17 protein-coding genes are annotated in these 23643 nt (G+C 76.7%); 5 read left to right on the top strand and 12 right to left on the bottom strand.

The window, feature by feature from the left end; all coding sequences use genetic code 11:
* Positions 1-34 precede the first annotated feature (34 nt).
* The 3 genes from AKI01S_RS01115 to AKI01S_RS01105 form a co-directional block, all read right to left on the bottom strand.
* Positions 35-2134 (bottom strand): ATP-binding protein, encoded by a 2100-nt coding sequence (locus tag AKI01S_RS01115; protein ID WP_067811247.1) that lies wholly within the window; start codon positions 2132-2134, stop codon positions 35-37.
* A 136-nt stretch (positions 2135-2270) separates the two neighbouring features.
* Positions 2271-4343 carry an ATP-binding protein gene (locus AKI01S_RS01110; RefSeq protein ID WP_067811244.1) on the bottom strand — a complete coding sequence of 691 codons (2073 nt, stop codon included), beginning with the start codon at positions 4341-4343 and terminating at the stop codon, positions 2271-2273.
* Positions 4344-4784: 441 nt separating this feature from the next.
* A complete protein-coding gene (locus tag AKI01S_RS01105) occupies positions 4785-5696 on the bottom strand; it encodes a TIGR03621 family F420-dependent LLM class oxidoreductase (protein WP_067811241.1) in 912 nt (303 codons plus the stop codon).
* A gap of 59 nt (positions 5697-5755) precedes the next feature.
* Here AKI01S_RS01105 and AKI01S_RS01100 point away from each other — a divergent pair, with 59 nt between their 5' ends.
* From AKI01S_RS01100 to AKI01S_RS01085, 4 genes are all read left to right on the top strand, one after another.
* Entirely contained in the window at positions 5756-6559 is an 804-nt protein-coding gene (locus AKI01S_RS01100) for a phytanoyl-CoA dioxygenase family protein (RefSeq protein WP_067811239.1), read from the top strand.
* A complete protein-coding gene (locus AKI01S_RS01095; RefSeq protein WP_067811237.1) occupies positions 6556-7518 on the top strand; it encodes a phosphotriesterase family protein in 963 nt (320 codons plus the stop codon). Before AKI01S_RS01100 ends, AKI01S_RS01095 begins: the two co-directional genes overlap by 4 nt.
* Positions 7515-8753 (top strand): cytochrome P450, encoded by a 1239-nt coding sequence (locus tag AKI01S_RS01090; RefSeq protein WP_067811235.1) that lies wholly within the window; start codon positions 7515-7517, stop codon positions 8751-8753. Before AKI01S_RS01095 ends, AKI01S_RS01090 begins: the two co-directional genes overlap by 4 nt.
* Positions 8754-8829: 76 nt before the next feature.
* Entirely contained in the window at positions 8830-9624 is a 795-nt protein-coding gene (locus tag AKI01S_RS01085) for an SDR family NAD(P)-dependent oxidoreductase (RefSeq protein ID WP_067811234.1), read from the top strand.
* Positions 9625-9627: 3 nt separating this feature from the next.
* On the opposite strand, the gene AKI01S_RS01080 is transcribed toward AKI01S_RS01085, so the two are convergent.
* Both AKI01S_RS01080 and AKI01S_RS01075 read right to left on the bottom strand, forming a co-directional pair.
* Complete coding sequence (locus AKI01S_RS01080; RefSeq protein WP_083998715.1) at positions 9628-10731, bottom strand: S1C family serine protease; 1104 nt, start codon at positions 10729-10731, stop codon at positions 9628-9630.
* Positions 10732-10738: 7 nt separating this feature from the next.
* The gene (locus tag AKI01S_RS01075; protein ID WP_067811232.1) at positions 10739-11722 is read right to left on the bottom strand and encodes a phosphotriesterase family protein; all 984 of its coding nucleotides are present in this window, start codon (positions 11720-11722) and stop codon (positions 10739-10741) included.
* Positions 11723-11837: 115 nt separating this feature from the next.
* On the opposite strand from AKI01S_RS01075, the gene AKI01S_RS01070 reads away from it, so the two are divergent.
* Positions 11838-12428 carry a TetR/AcrR family transcriptional regulator gene (locus AKI01S_RS01070; protein ID WP_083998713.1) on the top strand — a complete coding sequence of 197 codons (591 nt, stop codon included), beginning with the start codon at positions 11838-11840 and terminating at the stop codon, positions 12426-12428.
* A gap of 180 nt (positions 12429-12608) precedes the next feature.
* On the opposite strand, the gene AKI01S_RS01065 is transcribed toward AKI01S_RS01070, so the two are convergent.
* The 7 genes from AKI01S_RS01065 to AKI01S_RS01035 form a co-directional block, all read right to left on the bottom strand.
* A complete protein-coding gene (locus tag AKI01S_RS01065; protein WP_067811228.1) occupies positions 12609-13895 on the bottom strand; it encodes a multidrug effflux MFS transporter in 1287 nt (428 codons plus the stop codon).
* Positions 13896-13939: 44 nt separating this feature from the next.
* Positions 13940-14557 carry a malonic semialdehyde reductase gene (locus AKI01S_RS01060; protein ID WP_067811226.1) on the bottom strand — a complete coding sequence of 206 codons (618 nt, stop codon included), beginning with the start codon at positions 14555-14557 and terminating at the stop codon, positions 13940-13942.
* A gap of 90 nt (positions 14558-14647) precedes the next feature.
* Positions 14648-15373 carry a PASTA domain-containing protein gene (locus AKI01S_RS01055; RefSeq protein WP_067811223.1) on the bottom strand — a complete coding sequence of 242 codons (726 nt, stop codon included), beginning with the start codon at positions 15371-15373 and terminating at the stop codon, positions 14648-14650.
* A gap of 114 nt (positions 15374-15487) precedes the next feature.
* A complete protein-coding gene (locus tag AKI01S_RS01050; protein ID WP_067811220.1) occupies positions 15488-17218 on the bottom strand; it encodes a TRAFAC clade GTPase domain-containing protein in 1731 nt (576 codons plus the stop codon).
* 4 nt (positions 17219-17222) lie between these two features.
* Positions 17223-19679: a GAP1-N2 domain-containing protein gene (locus AKI01S_RS01045; RefSeq protein WP_067811217.1), complete on the bottom strand. Its 2457-nt coding sequence runs from the start codon at positions 19677-19679 to the stop codon at positions 17223-17225.
* Positions 19680-19683: 4 nt separating this feature from the next.
* Positions 19684-20895 (bottom strand): TRAFAC clade GTPase domain-containing protein, encoded by a 1212-nt coding sequence (locus AKI01S_RS01040; protein WP_067811214.1) that lies wholly within the window; start codon positions 20893-20895, stop codon positions 19684-19686.
* Positions 20896-20911: 16 nt separating this feature from the next.
* Positions 20912-23596 (bottom strand): SaeA-related protein, encoded by a 2685-nt coding sequence (locus AKI01S_RS01035; RefSeq protein ID WP_067811211.1) that lies wholly within the window; start codon positions 23594-23596, stop codon positions 20912-20914.
* Positions 23597-23643 lie beyond the last annotated feature (47 nt).

Genomic DNA, 23643 nt, shown 5'->3' with positions numbered 1-23643 from the left:
CCTACTGTCGCACCATCCGGCGGGAACGGCGTGGTCAGCCCCGCGCGGAGTCCTCCGGGGGGCCCTCCGGGGCCGGGCGCTCCCGGTCCGACAGGCCGAACGCGACGGCGTCGCCCAGCGGCATCGCCCGGCCCCGCGCCAGCGCCTCCCGCGCGGCCTCCCCGTCCAGCGCCCCGACGGCCGAGCGGACGCTCCCGGCGCGCAGGTCCGCGTAGTGCGGGCCGCGCGGCACCGGCGTGCGCAGCGCCTCCCACAGCCCGTCGGTGACCCCGGCCAGCACGGCGGCGCGCTCGGCCGCCCCGCGCGTCGCCGCGCACACCATCAGCACGTCCAGGGCCATGGCGACGCCCACCAGGTCGTCGAACTCCACCTTCTCCCGCAGGCACCCGCGCACGTCGGCCTCGGCCCCGTCCGGGTCGCCGCCCAGCCAGCGCGCCGCGCCGCGCATCCACAGCGCGAACGACCGCGCCCACCGCTCCCCGGTCGCGTCGCACACGGTCAGGGCCCCCTCGCAGCGGCGCACGGCGCCCGCCGGGTCGCCGCTCAGCGCCCGGGCCGCCGCCAGGTCCACGAAGACCGTCAACGCGTCCGGGGACGGGTGGCCGTCGCGCGCGTACAGCGTGTCGGCCTCGCCGAACAGCGCCTCGGCCTCCGCCACGCGGCCCCGGTGGAACAGGGACCGGCCCTGCTCGTGCAGCACGTGCGCGCGCAGCCGCGCGTCGCCGAGCGCCCCGGCGATCTCCAGCGCCTCGGCCAGCCACGGGTCCCCGGCGTCCATGTCGCCCTGCAACACCGCGAACATGCCCGCCCCGTAGAGCGTCCAGCCGCGTTCGGCGCGCTCTTCGGGGCCGGTGTCCTCGGGAACGGCCGCCAGCGCCCGCCGGTGCCAGTCGCGGCCCTCGCCGTAGCGGCCGGTCGCGTACCAGTGGCCGCGCAGCAGCACCGCCAGCCGCCGTCCCGCCCGCTCCCGGCCGGGCGTGGTCAGCGCCCGCTCCAGCGCCACCCGCAGGTCGGCGTCCACCGCGCGCAGCCGCCGGTGCCAGTCCAGCTGGGCGGGCGACATCGCCGCGCCCACGGCCCGCCGCGCCAGCGCGGTGAAGTGCTCCAGATGGCGGTCGCGCAGCAGGTCGAACTCGCCGTGCTCGGCGAGCAGCTCCGCGCCGTACTCGCGCAGCGTGTCCAGCATCCGGTGGCGGCCGCCGTCGCGCCGCACCAGCGACCGCCCCACCAGCCGCGCCAGCACCTCGGGCAGCTCGGCGGCGGGCAGCGGCCCGGCGTCCCCGTCGGAGCACACGGCGGTGGCCTCGTCGGGGCCGAAGTCGCCGGGGAACACCGACAGCCGCGCCCACAGCAGCCGCTCCCGCTCGTCGCACAGGTCGCGGCTCCACTCCACCGCCGCCCTCTGGTGGTGGCCGCGCAGCCGCAGCGACGCGTCGAGGCGGTCGGCCAGCCGCTCCACCGGCGTCGTCGCCAGCCGCACCGCCGCCAGCTCGATCGCCAGCGGCAGGCCCTCGGTGCGGTGGCACAGCCGCGTCACCGCGGCCCGGTTGCCGGGGGTGAGGACGAAGCCCGGCGCGGACGCGGCGGCCCGCTCGGTGAACAGCGCCACCGCGTCGTACTCCTCGCCCGTCAACGGGTCGCCCGGCGCCGGGACCGGCATCGGCTCGACCGTGATGTGGTGCTCGCCGACCACGTCCAGCAGCTCCCGGCTGGTCGCCAGGATCCGCACCCCCGGCGCGGCCCGCACCAGCGTCTCGGCCAGCCGCGCGCAGGCGTCGATGAGGTGCTCGCAGGCGTCCAGCACCAGCAGCATCCGCTTGTCGGCCAGGTGCGCCGCCAGCCGCTCCAGCGGGTCTCCGGTGGCGGTGTCGGGCAACCGCAGCGCCGTCGCCACGGTGCGGGTCAGCAGGTCCGGCTCGCGCAGTGCCGAGAGCTCCACGAACAGGATCCCGTCGGGGAAACCGTCGCCGGCCGTCGCCGCCGTGCGCAGCGCCAGCCGCGTCTTGCCGACCCCGCCCGGACCGCACAGCGTGACCAGCCTGGACCGGTCCATCGCACGGCGGACCGCCGCCAGCTCGCGCCGCCGACCGATGAAGGGGGTCGGCTCGGCCGGCAGCCCGTCAGAGTTCGTCATGGTCGCCTCGGATCACTGGGGGACGGCCAACGATGCTACGTCTCCGGCAGGCGTGATCACCGAGGGTGACGGTTCTTCTTGCCGTCTTGTGATGTTCCGCCCCGCGGCGATCCGCGCCGCCCGGCCCGCCGCGGCGTCAGCCGTCCAGGGCGAACGCGACCGCCTGCTCGGTCGGCATGGCGCGGCCCCGGGCGAGCAGGGCGCCGAAGCGTTCCCCGCCCAGGCCGCGGCGGGCGGCGTCGACCCCGGCGGCCCGCAGCGCGACGTAGTGGACGCCGCGCCGGTCGGGGGCGCAGTGGCGTTCCCACAGTGACTCGGCGGCCCCGGCGAGCACGGCGGCGCGCTCGTGGTCGCCGGTGGTGGCGGCGCACACCATCAGCAGGTCCAGGCTCCGCGCGATGGCCCGCAGGTTGTCGAACGCCGCCAGCACCGGCAGGCAGTCGCGGACGTCGGAGACCGCCCGGTCGCACGCGCCGCCGAGCCAGTGCGTCGCGGCGCGCGTCAGGACGGTGACGGCGCGGCCCCACCGCTCACCGGCCGCGGCGCAGGCCGCGATGCCCTCCTCGCACAGGTCGTGCGCCCGCCCGTGGTCGCCGCGCACGGCGTGCACCGAGGCCAGGTCGGCGTGGATCGTCGCGGACATCGTGCTGCGCGCCCCGGCCTCCCGGTAGCCCCGCCGGGCCCGCCGGTACAGGTCCAGCGCCCCGTCGAGGTCGCCGACGTGGAAGCGGCAGCGGCCCAGCTCGTGCAGGGCGTGGGCGCGCAGGTCCGGGTCGCCGGCGGCGTCGGCGACGGCCAGCGCCTCGGCCAGCAGCGCCCCGGCCTCCGCGGGGTCGGCCCGCAGGATCGCGTACAGCCCGGCCCCGTACAGCGCCCGGCCGTGCTCGAAGGTCCGGCCGGGAACGGCCGCCAGCGCCCGCCGGTACCAGTCCAGGCCCTCGCCGAGGCGGCCGGTGAGGAACCAGTGGTCGCACAGCAGCACCGCCAGCCGCAGGCCCGCCCGCTCCTGGCCGGGGGTGGCCAGCGACCACTCCAGCGCGGCGCGCAGGTTGTCGTCCTCCTCCTGGAGCCGGTCGACCCAGGCGAGCTGCCGGTCGCCGCGCCGCCCGGCGACGGCGCGCTCGGCGAGGGCGGCGTAGTGGTCGCGGTGCCGCTCGTGCAGGACGGGCGCCTCGCCGCTGCGCTCCAGCAGCTCGGTGCCGAACTCGCGCAGGGTGTCGAGCATCCGGTACCGAGGGCCGGACGGGTCGAACCGCACGATGGACTTGTCCACCAGCATGGTCAGCACGTCGAGCAGCTCGCCGACCGGCAGGTGCTCGTCGGTGCAGACGCGCTCGACGGCCTCCAGGTCGAACCCGCCGGGGAACACCGACAGCCGCGCCCACAGCATCCGCTCGGGCGGGACGCACAGGTCGTGGCTCCAGGTGATCGCGGTGCGCAGGGTGCGGTGGCGGTGCTCGCCGGTGCGGGCGGGGCCCAGCAGCCGGAACCGGTCGTCCAGGCGTTCGACCATCTGCTCGATCGGCATCGCGCGCAGCCCGACGGCCGCCAGCTCCAGGGCGAGCGGGATGCCCTCCAGGCGGCGGCACAGCTGGGCGACGGCGGCGCGGTTGTGCCGGGCCAGCGCGAAGCCGGGACGGCAGGCGGCGGCGCGCTCGGCGAACAGCTCCACCGAGTCGCAGCCGTCGGGCTCGGGGTCGCCGGTGCGGGGCACCTCCAGCGGGGCGACCAGGACGGTGTACTCGCCGACGGTGTTCAGCGACTCCCGGCTGGTGGCCAGGATCCGCAGCGCGGGGGCGACGGTCAGCAGCGTCTCGGCGAGCATCGCGCAGGCGTGCACCAGGTGCTCGCAGGTGTCCAGGACCAGCAGCGTCGGGGCGGCGTCGGCGAGGTGGTCGGCCAGCAGGTCGACCGGGTCCCCGGCGGCCGGGCCGGGCAGCCGCAGCGTCTGGGCGACGGTGTGGGCGATCAGCTCGGGGGCGCGCAGCGCCGACAGCTCCACCAGCCACACGCCGCCGGGGAACGCCTGGCGCACCCCGGACGCCGCCCGCAGCGCCAGCCGGGTCTTGCCGACCCCGCCCGGCCCCAGCAGGGTGACCAGCCGCGCGCGGTCCAGCGTGCGACGCACCTCGGCCAGTTCGTCCCGGCGGCCGATGAAGCTGCTCGTCTCGGCGGGCAGGTTGCCCGGCCATGCTTGCGGACTCGCCACCGCTGCCTCGCGGGTCGCGTAGGGGTCGAGGGGACGCCCACATGGTACGTCGCGCCCACGCGCCGCGATCGGCCGGCCGCGAAAAGTGGCGAACCCTTCGACGAACGCCCGGGGACCGATGAACGTCCGGGGTCGGGTGAACGTCCGGGGCCGGAAACACCCGGCGTCTCGGGAACGTCCGGCGTCCGGGGGATCCCAGTGCGTCCGGAGGCGCTCGGAGCCTGAGGAACGCTTTGGGGCCGGGAACGCCCTTGGGCCGGGAACGCCCGGGGTCCGGGGGACGCCCGGGGTTCGAGGGCGCTCTTGGGACCGGGGGCGCCCTTGGGACTGGGGGCGCCCGGGATCCGGGGACGCCCGGGGTCCGGGGACGCTTTGGGCCCGGGGACGCCTTGGGGCCGGGGGCGCTCGGTCTCTCGGGGGCGTTCGGTTTTCCCGGAGCGTTCAGCGGCCGGCCAATGCGGCGACGGCGGGGGTGAAGGCGGGTAGGTCGGCCTCGTGGTGCAGCACGAAGTAGGACAGGCCGAGGTCGGCGCGCCAGCGGAGCAGGTGTTCGGTGATCGCGGTGGGGTCGCCGGGCAGCACCTGCGGGGTGTCGTGCTGGGCGGCCGGGTCGGCGGCGCTCCAGGCGGCGGGGGCGCGGCCCGCGCCGACCGCCAGGACCGAGGTGCCGAGCTCCAGGTCGCCGAAGCGGTCGCCGGCCGCCTCCCGCAGGATCTCGACCTTGCGGCGGAACGCGTCCGGGCCGCCGTCGGCCGGGTCGGGGCCGGAGCCGTCGGGGAGCGTGCGCGTGGTGAGGTTGACGACGTCGGCCTCGCGGGCGGCCAGGCGCAGCATCCGGGGACCGCCGCCGCCCAGCAGCAGGCGCGGCCCCGGGCGCTGGACGGGCGTGGGCTCCTGCTGGAGGCCGTCGAGGCGGTAGTGCGCCCCCTGGTAGCTGAACGGCCCGCCGCGCCACAGCCCCTTCAGCACGTCGATCGCCTCGGCGAGGCGGTCCACGCGCGTTCCGGGCGGGTCCAGGGGCAGGCCCGCGCGGTGGTAGTCGTGCGCCATCCAGCCGGTGCCGATGCCGAACTCCAGCCGCCCGTCCGACAGCAGGTCCAGGGTGGCGGCCTCCTTGGCGAGGACGGCCGGGTGGCGGAAGTCGTTGGCGAACACCAGCGTGCCGACCCGCAGCCGGGTCGTGGCGCAGGCCGCCGCCGTCAGCGCGGCGACCGGGGCGAGCCGGGGGCCGACCAGATGGTCGGGGACCAGCAGCGCGTCGAACCCGGCGTCCTCCAGGCGGCGCGCCCCGTCGGCCCACGCGCGCCCGGACCCCGCCGACCGCAGCACCGCCGCGAAACGGAACGGTCGCATGCCCGCACGATATACCAAGCGCTTGCTACATCTCCGGGTTCGGCGTTACCGTCACGCCCATGGGCGTTCCGGTGACGCAGGCCCCCGTCCGCGAGGTGACCGAGCGGGAGACCGCGCGCTTCCGCGCCGCCGGCTGGGTGCGGCTGCCCGGCCTGGTCGGCCCGGAGTTCGTCACCGACCTGCGGGAACGGGCCCTGGAACGCCTCGACGAGCGGCCCGGCGGGTTCCGCAACGCCCTCGTGGACCGGGCGTTCGGGCAGGACCGCGACATCGCGCGGCACGACCCGGCGTTCGCGGCGCTGGCGCTGTCGCCGGTGCTGGCCCGCAACGCGACCCGGCTGCTGACCGGGGTGGACGCCGTCCGCCTCCAGGTCACCAACCTGCTGGTCAAGGAACCCGTCGCCGACGGAGGCGGCGGGCACGGCGCGACCGCCTTCCACCAGGACTTCCCCTGGATGCCGATGGACCGGGCGTCGATGCTGACGGTGTGGCTGGCGCTGGACGACGTCCCCGCCGACATGGGCGCGCTGCGCTTCTACGAGGGCTCGCACCGGTACGGGCCGCTGGGCCGCAGCTTCGTGCGCGAGGACGACGACGCGCTCAGCCGCCATCCGTGGCTGGAGACCCTGGAGCCGTCGGAGCCGTTCGACCTGGCGGCGGGCGACGCGACCGTCCACCACAGCCTGGTGGTCCACGGCGCCCCGGCGAACCGGCGCGACCGGCCGCGGCTGTCGTTCACCGCGACCTACTTCGACGCGGCGACGCTCTACACCGGCGCGCCCTACGGCCAGACCGACGGCCTGGGGCTGACGGTGAACGAGCCGTTCGACCACCCGAGGTTCCCGGTGGTGCCCACCTCATGATCGAGACGGTGCGGGGCCCGGTCGCCGACGCGGGCGCCACGTTGATGCACGAGCACGTCTTCGGCCTCAGCCCGGAGATCCTGTGGAACTGGCCCGACATCCCCGAGGGCTGGGACCCGGAGGAGCGCGCCCGGGAGGCGGCGGGCAGGCTGGACGCCCTGAAGGCCGCCGGGATCGACACCATCGTGGACCTGACGGTGGTCGGCCTCGGCCGCCACGTCCCGTCCGTCCAGCGCGTCGCCGCGCTCACCGAGATCAACATCGTCGCCGCCACCGGCCTGTACACCTACGACGAGCTGCCGCCCTACTTCGGCAACCGCGGCCCCGGCACGCTGTTCGGCGGCCCGGACCGGCTGGCGGAGTTCTTCGTCCGCGACATCACCGAGGGCATCGGCCGCACCGGCGTCAAGGCCGGGATGCTCAAGTGCGCGACCGGCCGCAAGGGGATCACGCCCGGCGTCGAGCGCGTCATCCGCGCCGTGGCCGCCGCCCACCGCGAGACCGGCGTGCCGATCACCACGCACAGCGAGTCCGCCACCCGCAACGGCCTGGACCAGCAGCGGCTGCTGGCCGAGGAGGGCGTGGACCCGTCCCGCGTCGTGATCGGCCACGCGGGCGACTCCACCGACCTGGCCTACCTGGAGGAGCTGATCGCGGGCGGGTCCTACCTGGGCATGGACCGGTTCGGGATCGAGTTCACCTCGTTCGCGGACCGCGTGGCGACCGTGGCTGCGCTGTGCGAACGCGGCCACGCCGACCGCATGGTCCTGTCCCACGACTCCTACTGCTTCAACGACCGCTTCGACCCCGAGGTCGTCAGGCGGCGCCACCCGAACTACCACCTGCTGCACATCCCCCACGACGTGCTGCCCGCGCTGCGCGCCGCCGGGGTCACCGAGGAGCAGATCCGGCAGATGCTCGTCGACAACCCCCGCCGCATCCTGGGAGGCCGCCGATGACGGGCCCCGACACCGCCACCGACTTCGACGTCACCGCCGACTGGCACGTGGCGGACCCCTACCCCTTCCTGCGCCGCCTGCGCCACGAGCGCCCCGTCTTCTGGAGCGACCACCTGCGGATGTGGGTGCTGACCCGGTACGAGGACGTGCGCTCGGCCTACCGGGACCACGCGACGTTCTCCAGCGTCGGCTCCCTGACGATCTCCCGCACGCTCACCGCCGAGGTGCGGGGGATGCTGGGGGAGCACCGGTCGTTCCTGGACGACTTCGCCGCCAACGTGGACCCGCCCAAGCACACCCGCATCCGCCGCGCGATCTCCCGGGCGTTCACCCCCCGCGCGGTGGAGCGGCTCGGCGACCGGTTCCGCGCCGAGGTGGACGCGGCGCTGGGCCGCGTGGCCCCGCGCGGCCGCGCCGACTTCGTCGCCGACATCGCCCACGGGCCGTCGGCGCGGCTGTCGGCGGCGTTCATCGGCGTCCCGCCCGAGGACGAGCAGCGGGTCAAGCGGTACGTGCTGGCCTGGTTCCAGCTGTTCCTGTCGCCGCAGCCGCCCGCGCGGCAGCGCGACCTCGCCCGGGACTTCCTGAAGTACCTCGACTACGTGGACCGCCTGGTCACCGCGCGCCGCGCCGAGCCGCGCGACGACTTCGCCTCGCTCACCGCGGGCCTGATCGACACCGGCCCGGACGGGCTGACCCACCGCGAGGTCGTCGAGACGATCAGCGCCCTGCTGCTGGGAGGCAACGACACCGTGCCCAACGCCCTGTCCAACGCCGTCCACCGCCTCACCCGCGAGCCCGCCGCCTGGCGCGAGGTCGTCGCCGACCCGGCGGCGATCCCCGGCATGATCGAGGAGTCGCTGCGGATCGACGGCGCGAGCCTGGGCAGCTTCCGCACCGCCACGCGCCCGGTCACGCTGCACGGCGTCACGGTCCCGACCGGGGCCCAGATCCTGCTGCACACCGACTCGGCCGCCCACGACGAGACGGTCTTCCCCGACCCCGAACGCTTCGACGTCCGCCGCCCCAACGCCCGCGACCACCTGGTGTTCGGCCACGGCGTCCACCACTGCGTGGGCGCGGCGCTCAGCCGCCTGAAGATGCGCGTCGCGTTCGAGCGCCTGGCCGGGCGCCTGCCCGGCCTCCGCGCCGCCGCGGGCGCCCCGCCGCCGGTGTACCGCCGGAGCCTGGTGGGCCGCGGCCTGGCGACCCTGCCCGTCGAGTGGGACGCCTGATGAGGGAACCGGACGAAGGAGGATTCCCGCATCGGGCACGCGGGGGTCCGGGGGTCGCTCCACGGAGGTGGCACTGATGCGGTTCGCGGGGCGCACGGCCCTGGTCACCGGTGGCGGCTCGGGCATCGGCCGGGCGACCGCCCGGCGGCTGGCGGCCGAGGGAGCGACGGTGACGGTGGCCGACATCGACGGCGTCACCGCCGCCGAGACCGTCCGGCTGATCGTCGCCGACGGCGGCACGGCGCGCGCGGTCACCGGGGACGTCTCGGTCGAGGACGACGTGCGCGCGATGGTGGAGGCCGCCGCCGGGCCCGCGCGGCGGCTGGACGTGCTGCACAACAACGCCGCCGTGCTGTCGCGTGAGGTGTACGGCCGCGACCTGGACCTGACCGACATGGACGTGGCGGTGTGGGACCGCACGATGGCGGTGAACCTGCGCGGCGCGATGCTGGGCGTCAAGCACGCGGTGCCGCGCATGGGCGCGGGCTCGGCGATCGTCAACACCGCGTCGGTGTCGGCGCTGCTCGGCGACGCCGACCACGCCGCCTACGGCTCGGCGAAGGCCGCGCTGGTCTCCTTCACCCGCTATGTCGCCACCATGTACGGCGACCGGGGCATCCGCTGCAACGCCGTCGCGCCGGGCCTGGTGCTGACCGACCTGGCCCGCCGCGTGATGAGCCCCGGACGGCTGGCGGAGAAGGCCGCCGAACGCGTGCTGCCCGACGCCTGCGAGCCCGAGGACGTCGCCGCGCTGGTCGCGTTCCTGGCCTCGGCGGAGGCGCGGTGCGTCACCGGCCAGACCGTCGTCATCGACTCCGGTGTCACCGCCCACCGGCCCGAGCACGCCCTGCGCCGGATCGCGCGGGACTGACGGCTACTGGGGCGGGCCCTCGGCGAGCCGGACGTCGGCGGCGCGGCGCGTCCCGTCGCCCGGCCCCGTCCACTCCAGGCGGACCGTGTCGCCCGGACGGTGGGCCAGGAGCAGTTCGGTCAGCTTGTCGGGGGAGTCGACCGGGCGGCCGCCCAGCGCGACGATCATCGCGCCCTTCGGGACCCCGGCGGCCTCGGCGGGCGCGCCGGGGACCACCTCCTCCACCAGCGCGCCGGAGCCGCCCCCGGCCCGGACCCGGACGCCCAGCAGCGGCGTGGGCCCGATGTGCACGGTCGCCGACGCCTCGCCGCGCTCGATCTGGCGGGCGACGGCCAGCGCGTGGCCGGAGGGGATGGCGTAGCCGCGCGGGGCGCCCTGCCGGGCGTCGCCGGAGTCCATCCGGTAGTCGGCCGACGCCGCCGTGTTGACGCCGATGACCTCGCCCGCGGAGTTGAGCAGCGGGCCGCCGGAGTTGCCGGGCCGGAGCGGGGCGTCGGTCTCGATGAGGCCGGTGAGGCGCTCCACGCCGCCGTCGTTGGCGTCGCGGGCCGTCACCACCTGCTCCAGCGCCGTGACCCTGCCGGTCACCACCGACGGGGTGCCGCCCCGGCCGCCCGCGTTGCCCACGGCGGTGACCGGGTCGCCGATCCGCACCCGGGCGGCGTCCCCGAACACGGCGGGCTTCAGCCGCGACGCGCCCTCCAGCTGGAGGACGGCCAGGTCGCCGTTCTTGTCGTAGCCGAGCACGCGGGCCCGGTAGGTGCGGCGGTTGTCGGTGTCGGTGCCGGTGAGGGACGTGGCGCCCTGGATGACGTGGTTGTTGGTCAGCACCAGGCCGGAGGGGGTGACGACGATGCCGGTCCCGGCGCTGCGGGTGCCGCGCAGCGCCTGCTCGCTCTCGATGTTGACCACGCCGGGCCGCCGCCCGCTCGGCTTCGCGGTACTGGCCGGCGGCGCCGTCGCCGTCGTCGCCGGGGGCGCGGCTCCCCGGTCGTCGCCCAGCAGCGGCCGGAGCAGGACGACGGCGAGCAGGACCAGCAGCGCCGCCGGCACCACCAGGCATCCCGGTGAGCCCGCGCCGTTCCGCTCGGTGGGCTCCGCGTGCATCGCGCCGTCAGGACTCGCGGGTGAAGTAGCGCCGCGGGTTGCCGACCAGCATCTGGTCGATCTGCGCGTCGGTCACGCCCCGCTCCCTCAGCGCCGGGAGGACGTCGTCGGTGATGTGCCGGTAGTTCCAGTTGGGGGCCAGATCGCGCAGCAGCTCGGGGTCGGGGCCGAACCAGTCCATGTAGCAGGCCGCGTCGTGCGACAGCACCATCCGGTCGGTGTAGCCGCGCTCGCACAGCGCCGCGATCGTGGCGACCCGGTCGGCGGTCGGGTTCAGCAGGTCCAGCCCGAACCGGTCCATCCCGAGGATCGCGCCGGTGTCGGCGAGCTCCATCAGGTAGTCCAGGTCGTTGCTGTCGCCCGCGTGCCCGATCACGACCTTCGACAGGTCCACGCCCTCCTTGCCGAGCAGCCCCACCACGACGCGGCCCGCGTGGCTGTCGCTGTGGGTGTGCACGGTGACGGGCGCGCCGGTCTCGCGGTGCGCGGCGGCGACCGCGCGCATGACGCGTTCGACGCCGGGGGTGAGGCCGGGCGCGTCCATCGCGCACTTGAGGAACGCCGCCTTCACGCCCGTGTCGGCGATGCCCTCGGTCAGGTCGCGCACGAAGTTCTCCACCAGCGGGTCCGGCCCGCCCAGCAGCGTGTCCGGCCCCCGGTAGATCAGCTGGAACGGCACGTCGTTGTAGGTGTAGAGCCCGGTCGCGGGGATGATGTTGAGCTCGGGGACCTGCTCGGCGATCCGCTGGACGCGCGGGATGTACCGGCCGAGGCCCCACACGGTCGGGTCGGCGATCGTGGTGATGCCGCGGTCGACGAGCTGGCGCAGCTTGGCGATCGCGTCGGCGACCCGCTCCTCCTCGTCCCACCACGCGCCCGCGCCGTAGTTCTGGATGTGCTCGGTGTCCAGGACGAACACGTGCTCGTGCATGAACGTGCGGCCGAGCGCGGCGACGTCGACGGGGCCGCGGACGGTCTCGACTACGGGCATCGGGGGACTCCTCCGTGCTGCCGGTTCCTGCTGCCGGTCCCGTGCATACCGACCGGTCGGTCTCTGGCAAGCTAAGTGCGGTGACACACACCCGTCAATGGGGGAGGAAGCGAAGATGTCGGTCGGTGAGCAGGCGGTGCCGGTCCGGCGGCGGATCCTGGACGCGGCGGTGCGGCTGTTCGCCGAACGCGGCTTCGACGGCACGTCGGTGCAGGAGGTCGTGGCGGCGGCCGAGGTCACCAAGGGCGCGCTCTACCACTACTTCGACTCCAAGACCGACCTGCTCTACGAGATCTACCACTCGCTGATCACCCGGCAGCTGGCCGACCTGGACCGGGTCCTGGCCGCCGGGCTGCCGCCCGCCGAGACGGTGCGGGCGATCCTCACCGAGCTGATCCGCAGCACCGCCGCGCACGTCGACGAGGCCAAGGTGTTCGGCCAGGAGATGCACAACCTGGACGACGAGCGCCGCCGCGCGGTCCGCGCCGACCGCCGCCGCTACCACGTGGCGTTCCGCGACCTGGTGGAGAACGCCCAGAAGGACGGCGTGTTCGCGGCGGTCGCCTCGGCCGAGACGGTCACGCAGATCGCGCTGGGCATGGTCAACCAGATGCCGCAGTGGTACCGCCCCGACGGCCCGAGGACCGCCGAGGAGATCGCCGAGGAGGTCTCGGCCTTCGTCCTGGCGGCCCTGGCCCCGCGTTAACGGCGGGTCGGCGGCGGCCCTGGAGGCGCGGGACCACGTCGCGGACGTCGGCCGTCCCGGCGCCCTGGCCGCCCGGCGGGACGACAGCGCCGGAGTGCTCGTCCTCGACCTTTCGGCCCGCCTCGGCCGCCGCCGTGTTCCCGGCCCCACCGCCCAGTGGCTTCGCGATCTTCCGCGGGGTCAGTTCGGTGGCGCGTCCGTGTCCGCGTCCGTGTCCGGGTCGGCGGCGTGGCGGGGCGGGACGAGGGTGAGGACCGCCACGGCCGCCAGGGCCGTCGCGGCGATGGTGATCGCCATCGGCAGCGCCGTGCCGTTCCCGCCGATCCCGGCCAGCGGCGCGGCGGCCCCGCCCAGCGCGAACTGGGCCAGCCCCACCAGCGCCGAGGCGCTCCCGGCGACCCGGGGCGGGCGGCCCGACAGCGCCAGCGTCGTGGCGTTGGGCAGCACCAGGCCCTGGCCCGCCACGACCAGGAACAGCGCGGGCAGCACGGCCACCAGGCCGAGGCCGGCCGACACCGCCGCCAGCAGGGCGATCCCGCCGGCCGTGACGGTCGCCAGCCCGGCGCCGAGCAGCCGCCGCAGCCGCACCCGGCCCACCAGCCGCCCGCTGATCTGCCCGGCGGCGATGATGCCGAGGGAGTTGACGGCGAACACGACGCTGAACGCCTGCGGTGACAGGTGGTACAGGTCCTGGAGCACGAACGGGCTGCCGGAGATGTAGGTGAACAGCGCCGCGAACGCCAGCGCCTGCGCCAGCGCGTAGCCCACGAACGCCCGGTCGGCCAGCAGCTCCCGGAACGTTCCCAGCGTCGCGGTGAGCCCACCGGTCTGCCGCTGCCCGGCGGGCAGCGTCTCGCCCAGCCACAGCAGCGACCCCAGGAACAGCAGCACCCCGATCCCCGCGAGCACCGCGAACACGCCCGTCCAGGGGGTCAGCCGCAGCAGCTGGCCGCCCAGCACGGGCGCGAGGATCGGGGCCAGGCCGTTGACCAGCATCAGCGTCGAGAAGAACTTCGCGGCGGCGGTCCCGTCGTACAGGTCGCGGACGACCGCCCGGGCGATGACGATCCCGGCCGCGCCCGCCGCGCCCTGCACCAGCCGCAGCGCGGCGAACGTCCCGATCGACGGGGCCAGCGCGCACAGCAGCGACGCCACCGTGTAGACGGCCATCCCGACCAGCAGCGGGCGGCGGCGGCCCAGCCGGTCGCTGAGCGGCCCGGCCACGACCTGGCCGAGGGCCAGGCCCACCACGCTGAAGGTCAAGGTGAGCTGCGCCTGCGCCGCGCCGGTGTGAAAGTCCTGGCTGACCTGCGGCAACGCGGGCAGGTACATGTCGGTCGACAGCGGCGCCATCGCGCTGAGCGCGCCGAGCAGCATCACCAGCCGGACCCGCCGCCCGCGGGAGGCGGGCGGCGGGGCGGGGGAGGCGCCGGGCGGGGCGGCGGTGGGGGAGGGGGCCTCGGCCATGGGGGAACTCCTGAACGGGACGGGCGCGCGGCGCGGGGGACGGCTCAGACGATGGTGACGGCCTGCTCGAACGCCAGCCGGGGGTTGCGCGGGAACCAGGCGTCCGGGCCGGGGTGGCCGACGTTGACCACGGCGATCGGGACGAGCGGGGTGCCGTCCAGGAACTCCCGCCGGATCCCCTCGGCGTCGAACCCGGCCATCGGTCCGGCGGCCAGCCCGGCGGCGCGGATGCCGACGATGAGGTAGCCGAGCTGGATGGCGGCGTTGAAGCGGGCCATGGCCTCGCGGCCGGGGTTGGCGGCCATCGCGTCGCGGGCCCCGGCGGCGTGCGGGAAGACGGCCGGCAGGTGCTCGTGGAAGTCGGTGTCGGCGGCCACGACGAACGTCAGCGGCGCGCTCGCGGTCTTGGCCCGGTTGCCCTCGGCCAGGTGCGGGAGCAGGCGCGCGCGGGCCTCGGGGGAGCGGACGGCCACCAGCCGCATCGGCTGGCCGTTCATCGCGGTCGGGCCCCACTTGACCAGCTCGTAGATCGCGTGGACCCGCTCGTCGCCGACCGGCTCGCCGGTGAAGGCGTTGGCGGTCCGGGCCTCGCGGAACAGCAGGTCCTGGGCGTCCGGGTCCAGGTCCAGGGCGCGGGTCGTCTCGGGCACGGTCGCGGTCATCTCGTCACCTTTCCGACGGAGGGTGCGTTCGTGAAGGTAACGCGATGACGGACCGTTATCTGCCGTGTCAGACAGTGTGATGTGTCACAGTCACCCGAGGGTGAGGGCGACGGTCGCGCCGTTCGGGCCGCTGGAGCCGGGCGCGGGCTGCTGGGCGCGCACCGTGGCCCCGGTGCCGGAGGTCCGCACGGTCAGGCCGAGCGCGGCGGCGCTGGCGCGGGCCTGAGCCTCGCCCAGGCCGACCAGGTACGGCACGGTGACCCGGTCGCCGCCGACGCGGCCCGCCGACACGTACAGCGTGACGGGGGTGCCGCCGGAGACCGACGCCCCGGCCGGGGGATGGCTGCGCAGCACCAGGCCCGGACGCTGCGACGACGGCACCTGGATGATCCCGCCGAGCGGGAAGCGGCGCGCCGCCAGCAGCCCCACGGCCGCCATCGACCCCGTCCCGGCCAGTTGCGGGACGGCCGTCGGCGCGCCGGGGGAGACCGGCCCGTCGCCCACCGGCCGGATCCGCTCGGACGGCTCCGCGCCGCCGTGCCCGGCCCCGCCGTGCCCGCCGACCAGCAGGCTCGCCCCGAGCACCAGGGCCGCGCCCACGCTGGCCCCGCCGCCCAGCAGCAGCATCGCCCTGCGGGACAGCTCAGGCCCCTGGGGCGCCCGCTCGGGCTCCTCCGCGGGGGCCTCGGGCCCCTCCGCGGGAGCCTCGGGCCCCGGCTCCGCCCGCTCGTCGGCCGCCCGCTCGTCGGCGGGCCGCGCGGTCCCGCCCTCCTCGGCGGGTGGTCCGGGGTGCCGGTTCGGGTCGTTCTCGGGCATGTGCCGCCCCCATCTCCAGGCGGGGTCGTACCCCCTCGTGTGGCGTTGGACGCCCGCCACCGGCACGGAGTTCGCACGTGGACGGTCCGGGCATCGTTTTCCGCGTGCCCGGATTCAGAAGGGGAGCCGTTCGGCGGCGGCGATCGACGCGACGGTCATCGCGGCCGCCGTCACCGCCGCCACCCCCGCCAGCACCGTCCACCGGCCCACCTGGTACCCCACGGGAACGCGGCCGTCTCCCCGGCCCCGCACCGGCCAGGGCGCGCGCAGCGGCGCGGTGCCCGGCACCTCCGCCCCGGGGTCGGGCGACCGTCCGGCCAGGCCGCGCTCGCCGGACAGCCCGCCCACCCAGCACAGAAGGTCGGCGATCTCGTCGGGGTCGGTGTCCAGGCCCGAGCCGAGGTAGCGGACCCGCCCGGCGACCTGGTCCAGCACGCGGACCATGTTGCCGAGCCCGACCCGCTCCAGCCAGCCGCGCAGGTCGCCGTCGTCCGCCAGGCCCTCGCCGATCCCGGTGCGGACCAGCAGGTCGAGCTTGGTCACGACGACGGCGACGCGCTTCTGGCGGCCCTGGTCGGGGCGGGTGCGCAGCTCGTTCAGCACGCGTTGCAGGGTGTCGGCGGGGTCCTCCTCCGAGGAGCCCGCCGCCTCGACGAGGGCGCGTTCGGCCGCGGTGAGCGCGTGCCGGACGCGGGGCAGCGCGAACGGGTCCACCACGAACAGCAGCGCCTCACCGTGGTCGAGGTAGCGCAGCGACTCCACCTCGGTCGCGCCCGTGTAGTGCTCGCCCGCCGGGTCGAACAGGTACAGGATGCGGTGCGAGACCTTCCGGGCGTTCGCGGGCTCGGGCAGCTCCACGTCCAGCATCGTCGCCAGCGGCAGCCCGGGCCCGGTCTTGGCCGCGCGCCCGCCCTCGGCGAACTCGCGGATCTCCTGCGCGTAGGCGTGGGCGTGCCGCTCCTCCACGAACGCCAGCCGCCCGTGGACCGCCCGTGCCCGCGCGTGCAGCGCCCGGATGCCCAGCATCATGAACGTGGTCTTCCCGGCCGCCGGGCCGCCCACGAAGGGCAGCGGCTCCACCCGCACCCGCCCGATGCGGTCCGGCAGCCGCCCCTCGCAGTGCGGGCAGTACGCCGCCAGCCGGAACCGGCCGAGCGGCACCGTCGTCGGCAGCCGCGTCCCGCACCGGCACACGTGCCGGAACGCCCCCGCCGGGCCGGGCGCCAGCCGGGGGTGCCGCGCGCCGCAGCCGGGGCACTCGTACACCGGCAGCCCGATCCGCTCGTAACAGAACGGGTGGGGGCACGTCTGGAGGATCCGGCCGGTGGCCATGAAGACGCGCTCCACGGCGGCGAGCGCCAGCACGCACACCAGCCAGCCCGCCAGCCCGACCGCCGCGACGACGCCGTACAGCACGGTCAGCGCCGCGCCGAGCGCGGCGGCGGGCACGGCCGCCGCCAGGATCCCCGCGCACAGCGCGGCCCAGATCGGGAACGTGAAGAACCCCCACGGCCCGCCCAGCAGCACCACGGTGATCCTCAGCAGGAGGGCGCGGCCGGTCCGCGCCACCTTCGGCACGACCGTCGCGGTGATCGCCCACCAGTCCCGCCAGACCTGTCCCAGCAGGTAGTGCCGGTAGGACACCTCCGGCTCGGCGACCGGCGAGGGGCCGTGCAGCGTGGCGGGGGCGAGCGTCCGGGCAGCGTGCAGCAGGTACACGCCGACCGCGCCGAGCCCGGCGGCGGCCAGCGTGACGGGGAACAGCACCGGGAACACCAGCCAGAACCCCACCCACATCACGCCGACCCACAGCAGGCCGACGATCAGGGCGACGAGGGGATGCACGGGCTCACCTCCCGTCCATCAGGTCGCGCAGCGCGGCCCGCAGCCCGGGGTCGCCGGAGAAGCGGTGCTCCAGCCGCCGCCCGGCGAACCGCCGCCCGACCGCCGCCCGCGCCCACGCGTCCAGGGCCGCGTCGGCGACGCCGTGGCCGCGCAGCCGCAGCACGACCTCCAGGAGCTCGGCGCGGCCCGCCCGGTCCGGCGGGTCGGCGGCCCAGCGTTCGGCGAGCCGGGTCCGCACCCGCTCGGACGCGGCGGCCAGCACCCCCGCCCGGAACCCCGGGTCCCGGCGCGCGAGCCGCCGCGCCGCCCCGGCGAACGCCTCGTCCCGCAACCGCCGCGAGGCGCCCGCAGTGAAGGCGATCGCGCCCAGGGCCCGCGCCGCGTCCTCGGGCGCTTCGGCCCGCGCCAGCGCCGCGCAGGCCCGGACGACGTCGGCGTCCCGCGCGGCGGTCCCGTCGGGCAGCAGCGCCCGGACGCGTTCGGCCAGCCGCAGCGCGTCGGCCCCGGTCAGGCGCTCCCCCTCGGGCACCGCGAGCCGGGTGAACGCCCGCGACGGCAGCGCCGCCAGCGCGGGATGCTCCCGGAACCGCTCGACATGATCCTCCATCAGCTCCAGGCACTCGCCGGGCGAGGGCGGCACCGCCCAGACCTCCCGGAGCACCGGGTCGAGGTCGGCGGGGAACACCCGCAGCCCGAGCATCCGCCCGGTCACCGCGACCCGCCGCTCCCGGTACCGCCGCCCCACCGACCCCAGCACCGCCAACGCCACCAGGGGGACGGCGCACAGCGGTCCGGGATCGCCGTACAGCACATCACAGACGTCATCGGTGAGCACCCCCCGCCGCGTTTCCTCACCGACCTCCCCAAGCCCTCGCAGCACCCCGTCCACGACGGCCCCGCGCATCGCGTCCGGGCACACCTCCAACGCCGCCACGACGTCGGCGTCGCGCACCCGCGCCGCCACAGCGGCCGTCACCTCCGCCGGATCGACGGGCACCCCGACCCGATCCGCCACCGCGACGATCCGGGTGACCTCGTCCACCCTGGAAGCGGCCCCCAGCGCCCCCCGCACCACCGCCGCGACCTCCGCCCCCGCCCCGGCGGGCAGAACGCACCGAGGCAACCGAGCCAAGACCTCCCCAGGCGCCGGGAGCCCGGCTGCTGATGCCGCACGCATGCCGGCACGCGGCGACTCGCCTGTCAAACCACACGCGCCGCCACGTGCCGGTATCGCGGCTGCCCGAACCGCCGCGCGTGTGTCGCTGGGGTGCGTGTGGCCTGGGGGTCGTGTCGATGTCGTGTCGTCGTTGGGCGTCGGGGGCGGGGGATGCCGGGCGGTCAGGGCCAGGACGGCGGCGCGGGCGGCGCACTGGGCGGCCACGTCCGTCGCGTCCGCGGCGCGGGCCCGGTCGTGGACCGCCACCGCCAGGTCGAAGCCCATCGACGGCACGCCGGGGACCAGGTCCCGCCACACCCAGTCGGGGATCGCGGCGCCGTGGCGGGCCAGCAGCGCGGCCGCGGCCGCCTCCTCGTCCGGGGGGATCCCGGCCTCGCCCCGGCACAGGGCCAGCAGGGCGGCGGCCCGGTCCAGGGCAGCCGGCTCCAGGGCCGCCGGCTCCAGCGTCGCCAGCTCCGCCAGGGCGTCCAGGCCGGGGAGGTCCGCCTCCCGCCAGAACGCGGCGACCATGCGCGCGAAGCGGCTCGGCTCGCCGCCGGGGACGGGGCCGTCCAGGACGAAGGCGTGCCCGGCGGGGCGGCGGGCCGCCGCCCACACGTCCGGCGTGGTGCCCACCAGGCGCTGCCCGGCGCCCTCCGGGTCGGCGCTGTAGGTCACGAACGACATCCGCGCCGTCGCCGCGACCGGCAGCGAGTACGACAGCACCGCGATCCACCGGGCGACGTCGGCCACGTCGCGCGCCACCAGCACGACCCGGCCGTGGCCGCGGTCCAGCACGTCGGTGACCGCGTCCACCAGGCGGGCCAGCAGAGTGTAGGCGTGGGGGACGCCCGCCAGCCACCCGGCGAGCGCGTCGGGCGCGACCCCGGCGTCCGGGACCAGGTCCTCCAGCGCCGGGAGGTCGGGGTCCCCGGAGGGCTCCCCGGCCCACAGCGGCGCCTCCCACAGCTCGGCGGGCCGCAGGCCCTCCAGCTCGTCCGGGTCGGCCACCACCGCGTGGGCGAAGAAGTTCCCGTACCGCCCCGAGTAGTCGCGCCCCAGGTAGCGGCACCGCAGCAGCAGCGGGCGCCCCTCCACCACGTCGTACAGCAGCGCCACCGGGAACCGCCCCAGCTCCGCCGCGTCGGGCGACAGCGGCGCGTCCGGCGGCGGCCGGTACGACAGGTACGGCGTCACCCTCGCCCGCACCCCGTCGGGCAGGCCCGGCGTCTCGGCCACGAACTGGAAGCCCGCCCGCCCGGTCGGGCCGTGCCGCGCGGAGGTGTAGTGGAGCTGCCAGGCCACGCGGTCACCTTCCCCGAACGCCGTCGAGCATCCCGAACCGGTACAGCAGCCACAGCAGCGGGTCCTCGGCCCGGTGCGGGCGCACCCCGCCCGCGCCGACCCGGTCGCCCTCGGGCCGCCCGCCGAGCGCCGACAGCCCGAACAGCGCGTAGTCGGCGTACCGCTGCCCCAGATAGGTGTCGAGCTGCCCGGCCTGCCACTCGTGCAGCAGCGCCCGGACCTGCTCGTGCACCGCGTCCCGGTCGTCGAGGTCCAGCACCCCGGTCCCGGACCGGCCGCGGTGCAGCGCCGACTGCCGCAGCAGCGACGGGCGCAGCAGGTCGATCTTGGTGAGGGCGACCGCGACCGGCACCGGCAGCCGCTCGTTCGGACGGGAGCCGTGCCGCTGCCGCAGCGCCTCGGTGACCCGCGCGATGATGTCGATCGGCTCGCTGTCGGGCTCGGCGCCCGGAACGTCGCCGAGCACCGGCCGCGCGCCGGGCAGCTGGAGCGGGTCGACCAGGAAGATGATCGCGTCGGCGGCCTCCAGGTACCGCAGGTGCAGGTCGCGGACCTCCCGGCTGCGCAGGTCCTCCCCGGCGGTGTCGAACAGCACCAGTGCCAGGGAGTCGGTGCGCTCGCGCGCGAACCGCGTGCGGCGGCTGCGCGTGAGCAGGTAGACCAGGGGTTCGCGGGGCGCGGTCGCGGCGCTGGCGGTGGTCGGCAGCAGCCGCCGCTCCTCCAGCAGGGGCCGGGCGAAGTCGCGCCTGTACCGCTCGATCGTGCGGTCGTCGCACGCCACCAGCGAGGCGTCCAGCTCCGTCCCGACGCGGTTCATCAGCTCGTGCAGCAGCACCGCGATGTAGGTGCTCTTGCCCGCGTTCTTCGCCCCGACCAGCGCGACGATCCGGCCCGGCGAGTCGCAGTACGCGGACGGCAGCGGGTTGTGGCACTCGGGGCAGACGCGGCTGCCGGTGGGCTGGCCGCAGTGCGGGCAGCCGGCGCGGCCCTCGGCGCGGCGGCGGCCGGGCGCGGGGAACACCGGCGGCAGCGACGCGCCCGCCGTCGAGCCGGTGTAGGCGGCCAGCCGCTCGTCCAGCACGGGCGCGCAGCCCGCGCGGCGGCCCGCCCGCCCCCGGCAGCGGAACGGGATCCGCGCGGGGGCCAGCTCGGCGAAGCAGTACGGGCAGGTGATCTCCGCCCGTGGGGACAGGCTCACCCGAGACGGCAGGGACACCGGTTCCTCCCGGGGGTCATCGGCCGATCCGCAGCCGGCGGATCGGGGGGTCGCCGAGTTCGACGCCCTCATCATCGGCGAAACAGCGCAGCCAGCACGGCCCCGACACGGCGGGGAACGGCACCGACAGCTCGCCCGGCACCGGAACGTCCTCCCACGTCCCCACCGTCTCGCCGTCGCCGGGCCGGTGCGGCATCACCCGCCCCGCCCGCAGCACCAGGTGGAGCCGCGCGATCCGCAGCGCCCGCGCGCAGGTCAGCCGGACCGTCAGCGTCCTGCGCCACGGCGGCCCCGACCGCTCCAGGTCGTAGCGCACGACGGCGCGGGCGGCCAGCTCGGTGGTGACCGGCGGGCCGGTGACGCGCGTCCCGGCGGCCGTCCCGGACGCGGCGACGGCGATCTCGACCGGTTCGTCCTCGGGGACCTCCAGCCGCACCCCGCCCTGGGTCTCGTAGGCGGCGCGGCTGACCAGCAGCCGTTCCGGCGCGCCGGAGTCCAGCCGCCCCGGCTCGACCCGGCCGGTCTCCGCCAGGTGGGCCTCGATGCGGCCGGTGGCGATGCGGTCGGCGCCGATCCGGTAGGACACCTCCACCTCGGTCACGTCCGGCGGCCAGTCGAACCCGAGGTGGACCCGCTCGCCCCGGCGGTCGGCGACCAGGCGGCGCGGCGGCGGCAGGTTCACGTGCCGGTGGTGGGCGCCGATCGCGGCGGTGTCCTCGGCGACGGTCACCGCCAGCAGCCACCCGCCGGCGCCCGGCCGGACGGTCAGCCCGCCCTCGACGGGCGTCGCGGCCAGCCGGCGGCTCTCCCGCCGCACCTCCGCGACCGGCACCAGCGCGCTGCGCGGCCACGGCGGCGCCTCCTCGGTGAGCACCAGCTCGACCGTGCCGTGCGCGGGCGGGTCGAACCGCACCAGCAGCAGCCCCGGATCGGCCGGGTCGGGCACGGCCGCCAGCTCGTACACCGGGTCGGGCGGCGCGGTCGGCGTCACCGACGCCCGCGCCCCCGCGGTGACGGCCTCCCCGCCGTCCTCGTCCAGGTAGACGGCGCGGATCCGGTAGTGGTGGGTGACGCCGTTGGGGACGCGTTCCTGGAACCCCTCGCGGCCGGTCGCCACCATCCGGCCCTCGCGCAGCACCACGACCCGGGCGGCCTCCGGCGGGCAGCGCCACCGCCCGGTCACCACCCCGTCGCCGGGCGTCAGCTCCACGTCGCGGACCTCGGGCCGCACCACCAGCGGACCCGCCACCGCGGGAGGGGCGGCGGCCTCGCCCCGGATCGCGACCACGCCGTAGTACAGCGGGACGTTCACCGGCGGCCGGTCGTCGCGCAGACCGGAGGAGTGCCGCCCGGGGACCGGGTCGCCGTCGGCCGGGCCGCGCGGCGGGCGCCCGGCCCGCCGCACCACGTGGTAGATCACCTCACCGGCCGTGGACGGCGACTCCTCCCACGACAGCCGCACCGAACGCTCGCCGCCGCCCACGTCCACGTCGGCGCGCAGCGACGGCACGGGCAGGGGCGGCAGCCGCCGCTGGTGCTCGGCGGCCCCCGGCAGGTCCCGCACCAGCCGCAGCGCGTCAGCCAGCAGCCGCCACGCCCGGTCCGGGTCGGGCTCGGCGACCGCCGCCTCCCGCAGCCGCGACGCCGTGGCGACCCGCCGCCGCGCCTCGGTGGCCAGCACGGCGGCCTCCTCCGGCAGCTCGGTCCCGCTCTCCTGGGCGGCGTTGGCCAGCTCGGCGGCGGCGTGCACCTCGCCCCCGTCCAGCAGGGCCCGCAGCCGCCCGGCCACGCCCCCGCCGGGCGCGCCCTCGCGCAGCACCGCGAACACCAGGCGGCGCGCGTCGTCCTCCTCGACCCCCAGGTCCTCGGTGGCGTGCCGCAGCAGCGCCCGTTCCGAGGCGCGCTGCCGCAGCCGCTCGCGCAGCCGCTCCACGATGTCGTAACGGACCAGGTCGGCCGGGTCGGGGCCCGAACGCAGCGCCGCCAGCACCGTGTCGGCGTGCGTGGTGCTGGTGTCGCGGCTGCGCCGCGCCCACTGCGACGCCGCGTTGAACACCGCGCTGGAGTCCAGCACCACCCCGCGCGCCGCGAACCCGTCCAGGACCCGCATCGGCCCGGCCAGCCGCGCCCCGAACAGGAAGTCCGCCAGGTGCCGCCGCCCGAGCACCTCCAGCGACTCGCGGACCTTCCCGAACGCCTGGTACGGCGCGGCCGCGGGCAGCGGGTCCGGCTCGCGGACCTCGATCCGGTCCCGCCGGGCCAGCTCCTCCAGCTCGGCGCGGGCCACGCCCGCCGTCCGCGCGATGTCCTCGACCTCGGCGGGCGTCACCATCCGCAGCAGCCCCGCCGCGTCGGCGAGCCGGGCGCGGGCCGCGCTCCGCCGCCGCCGGGCGCGTTCCCGGCCGCCGCGCAACCGCTCCTCCAGCGGCCCGAGGTCGCCGCGCTCGGCCGCGGCGAACAGCGGCGCCAGCTCGCGGTGCTCGGCCTCCAGCCGGTCCACCAGCCGTCGGTACTTCAGCTGCCCGCGTGAGCGCCGCCAGCACTGCCGCACCTGCTTGACCCGCGCGGTCACCCGGTCGGGCGTCAGCGGGTCCTCCAGCGCGTACCGCAGCCGCAGGTCCTCGGGCGGCTGGTCCCCGGCGGCCCGCGCCGGTTCGAGCACCCCCCGCTGGTAGTCGGAGTCGAAACCGCCGGAGGTCAACGTCCCGCCTCCGGCCGCGCCTCCGCACGGCTACGGCCAGGGCCTGT

This window comes from Actinomadura kijaniata NBRC 14229, assembly GCF_001552175.1.
GTDB lineage: Bacteria > Actinomycetota > Actinomycetes > Streptosporangiales > Streptosporangiaceae > Spirillospora > Spirillospora kijaniata.
Note: the sequence above shows the minus strand (reverse complement) of the source record. Positions and strands in the feature narration are given on the sequence as shown.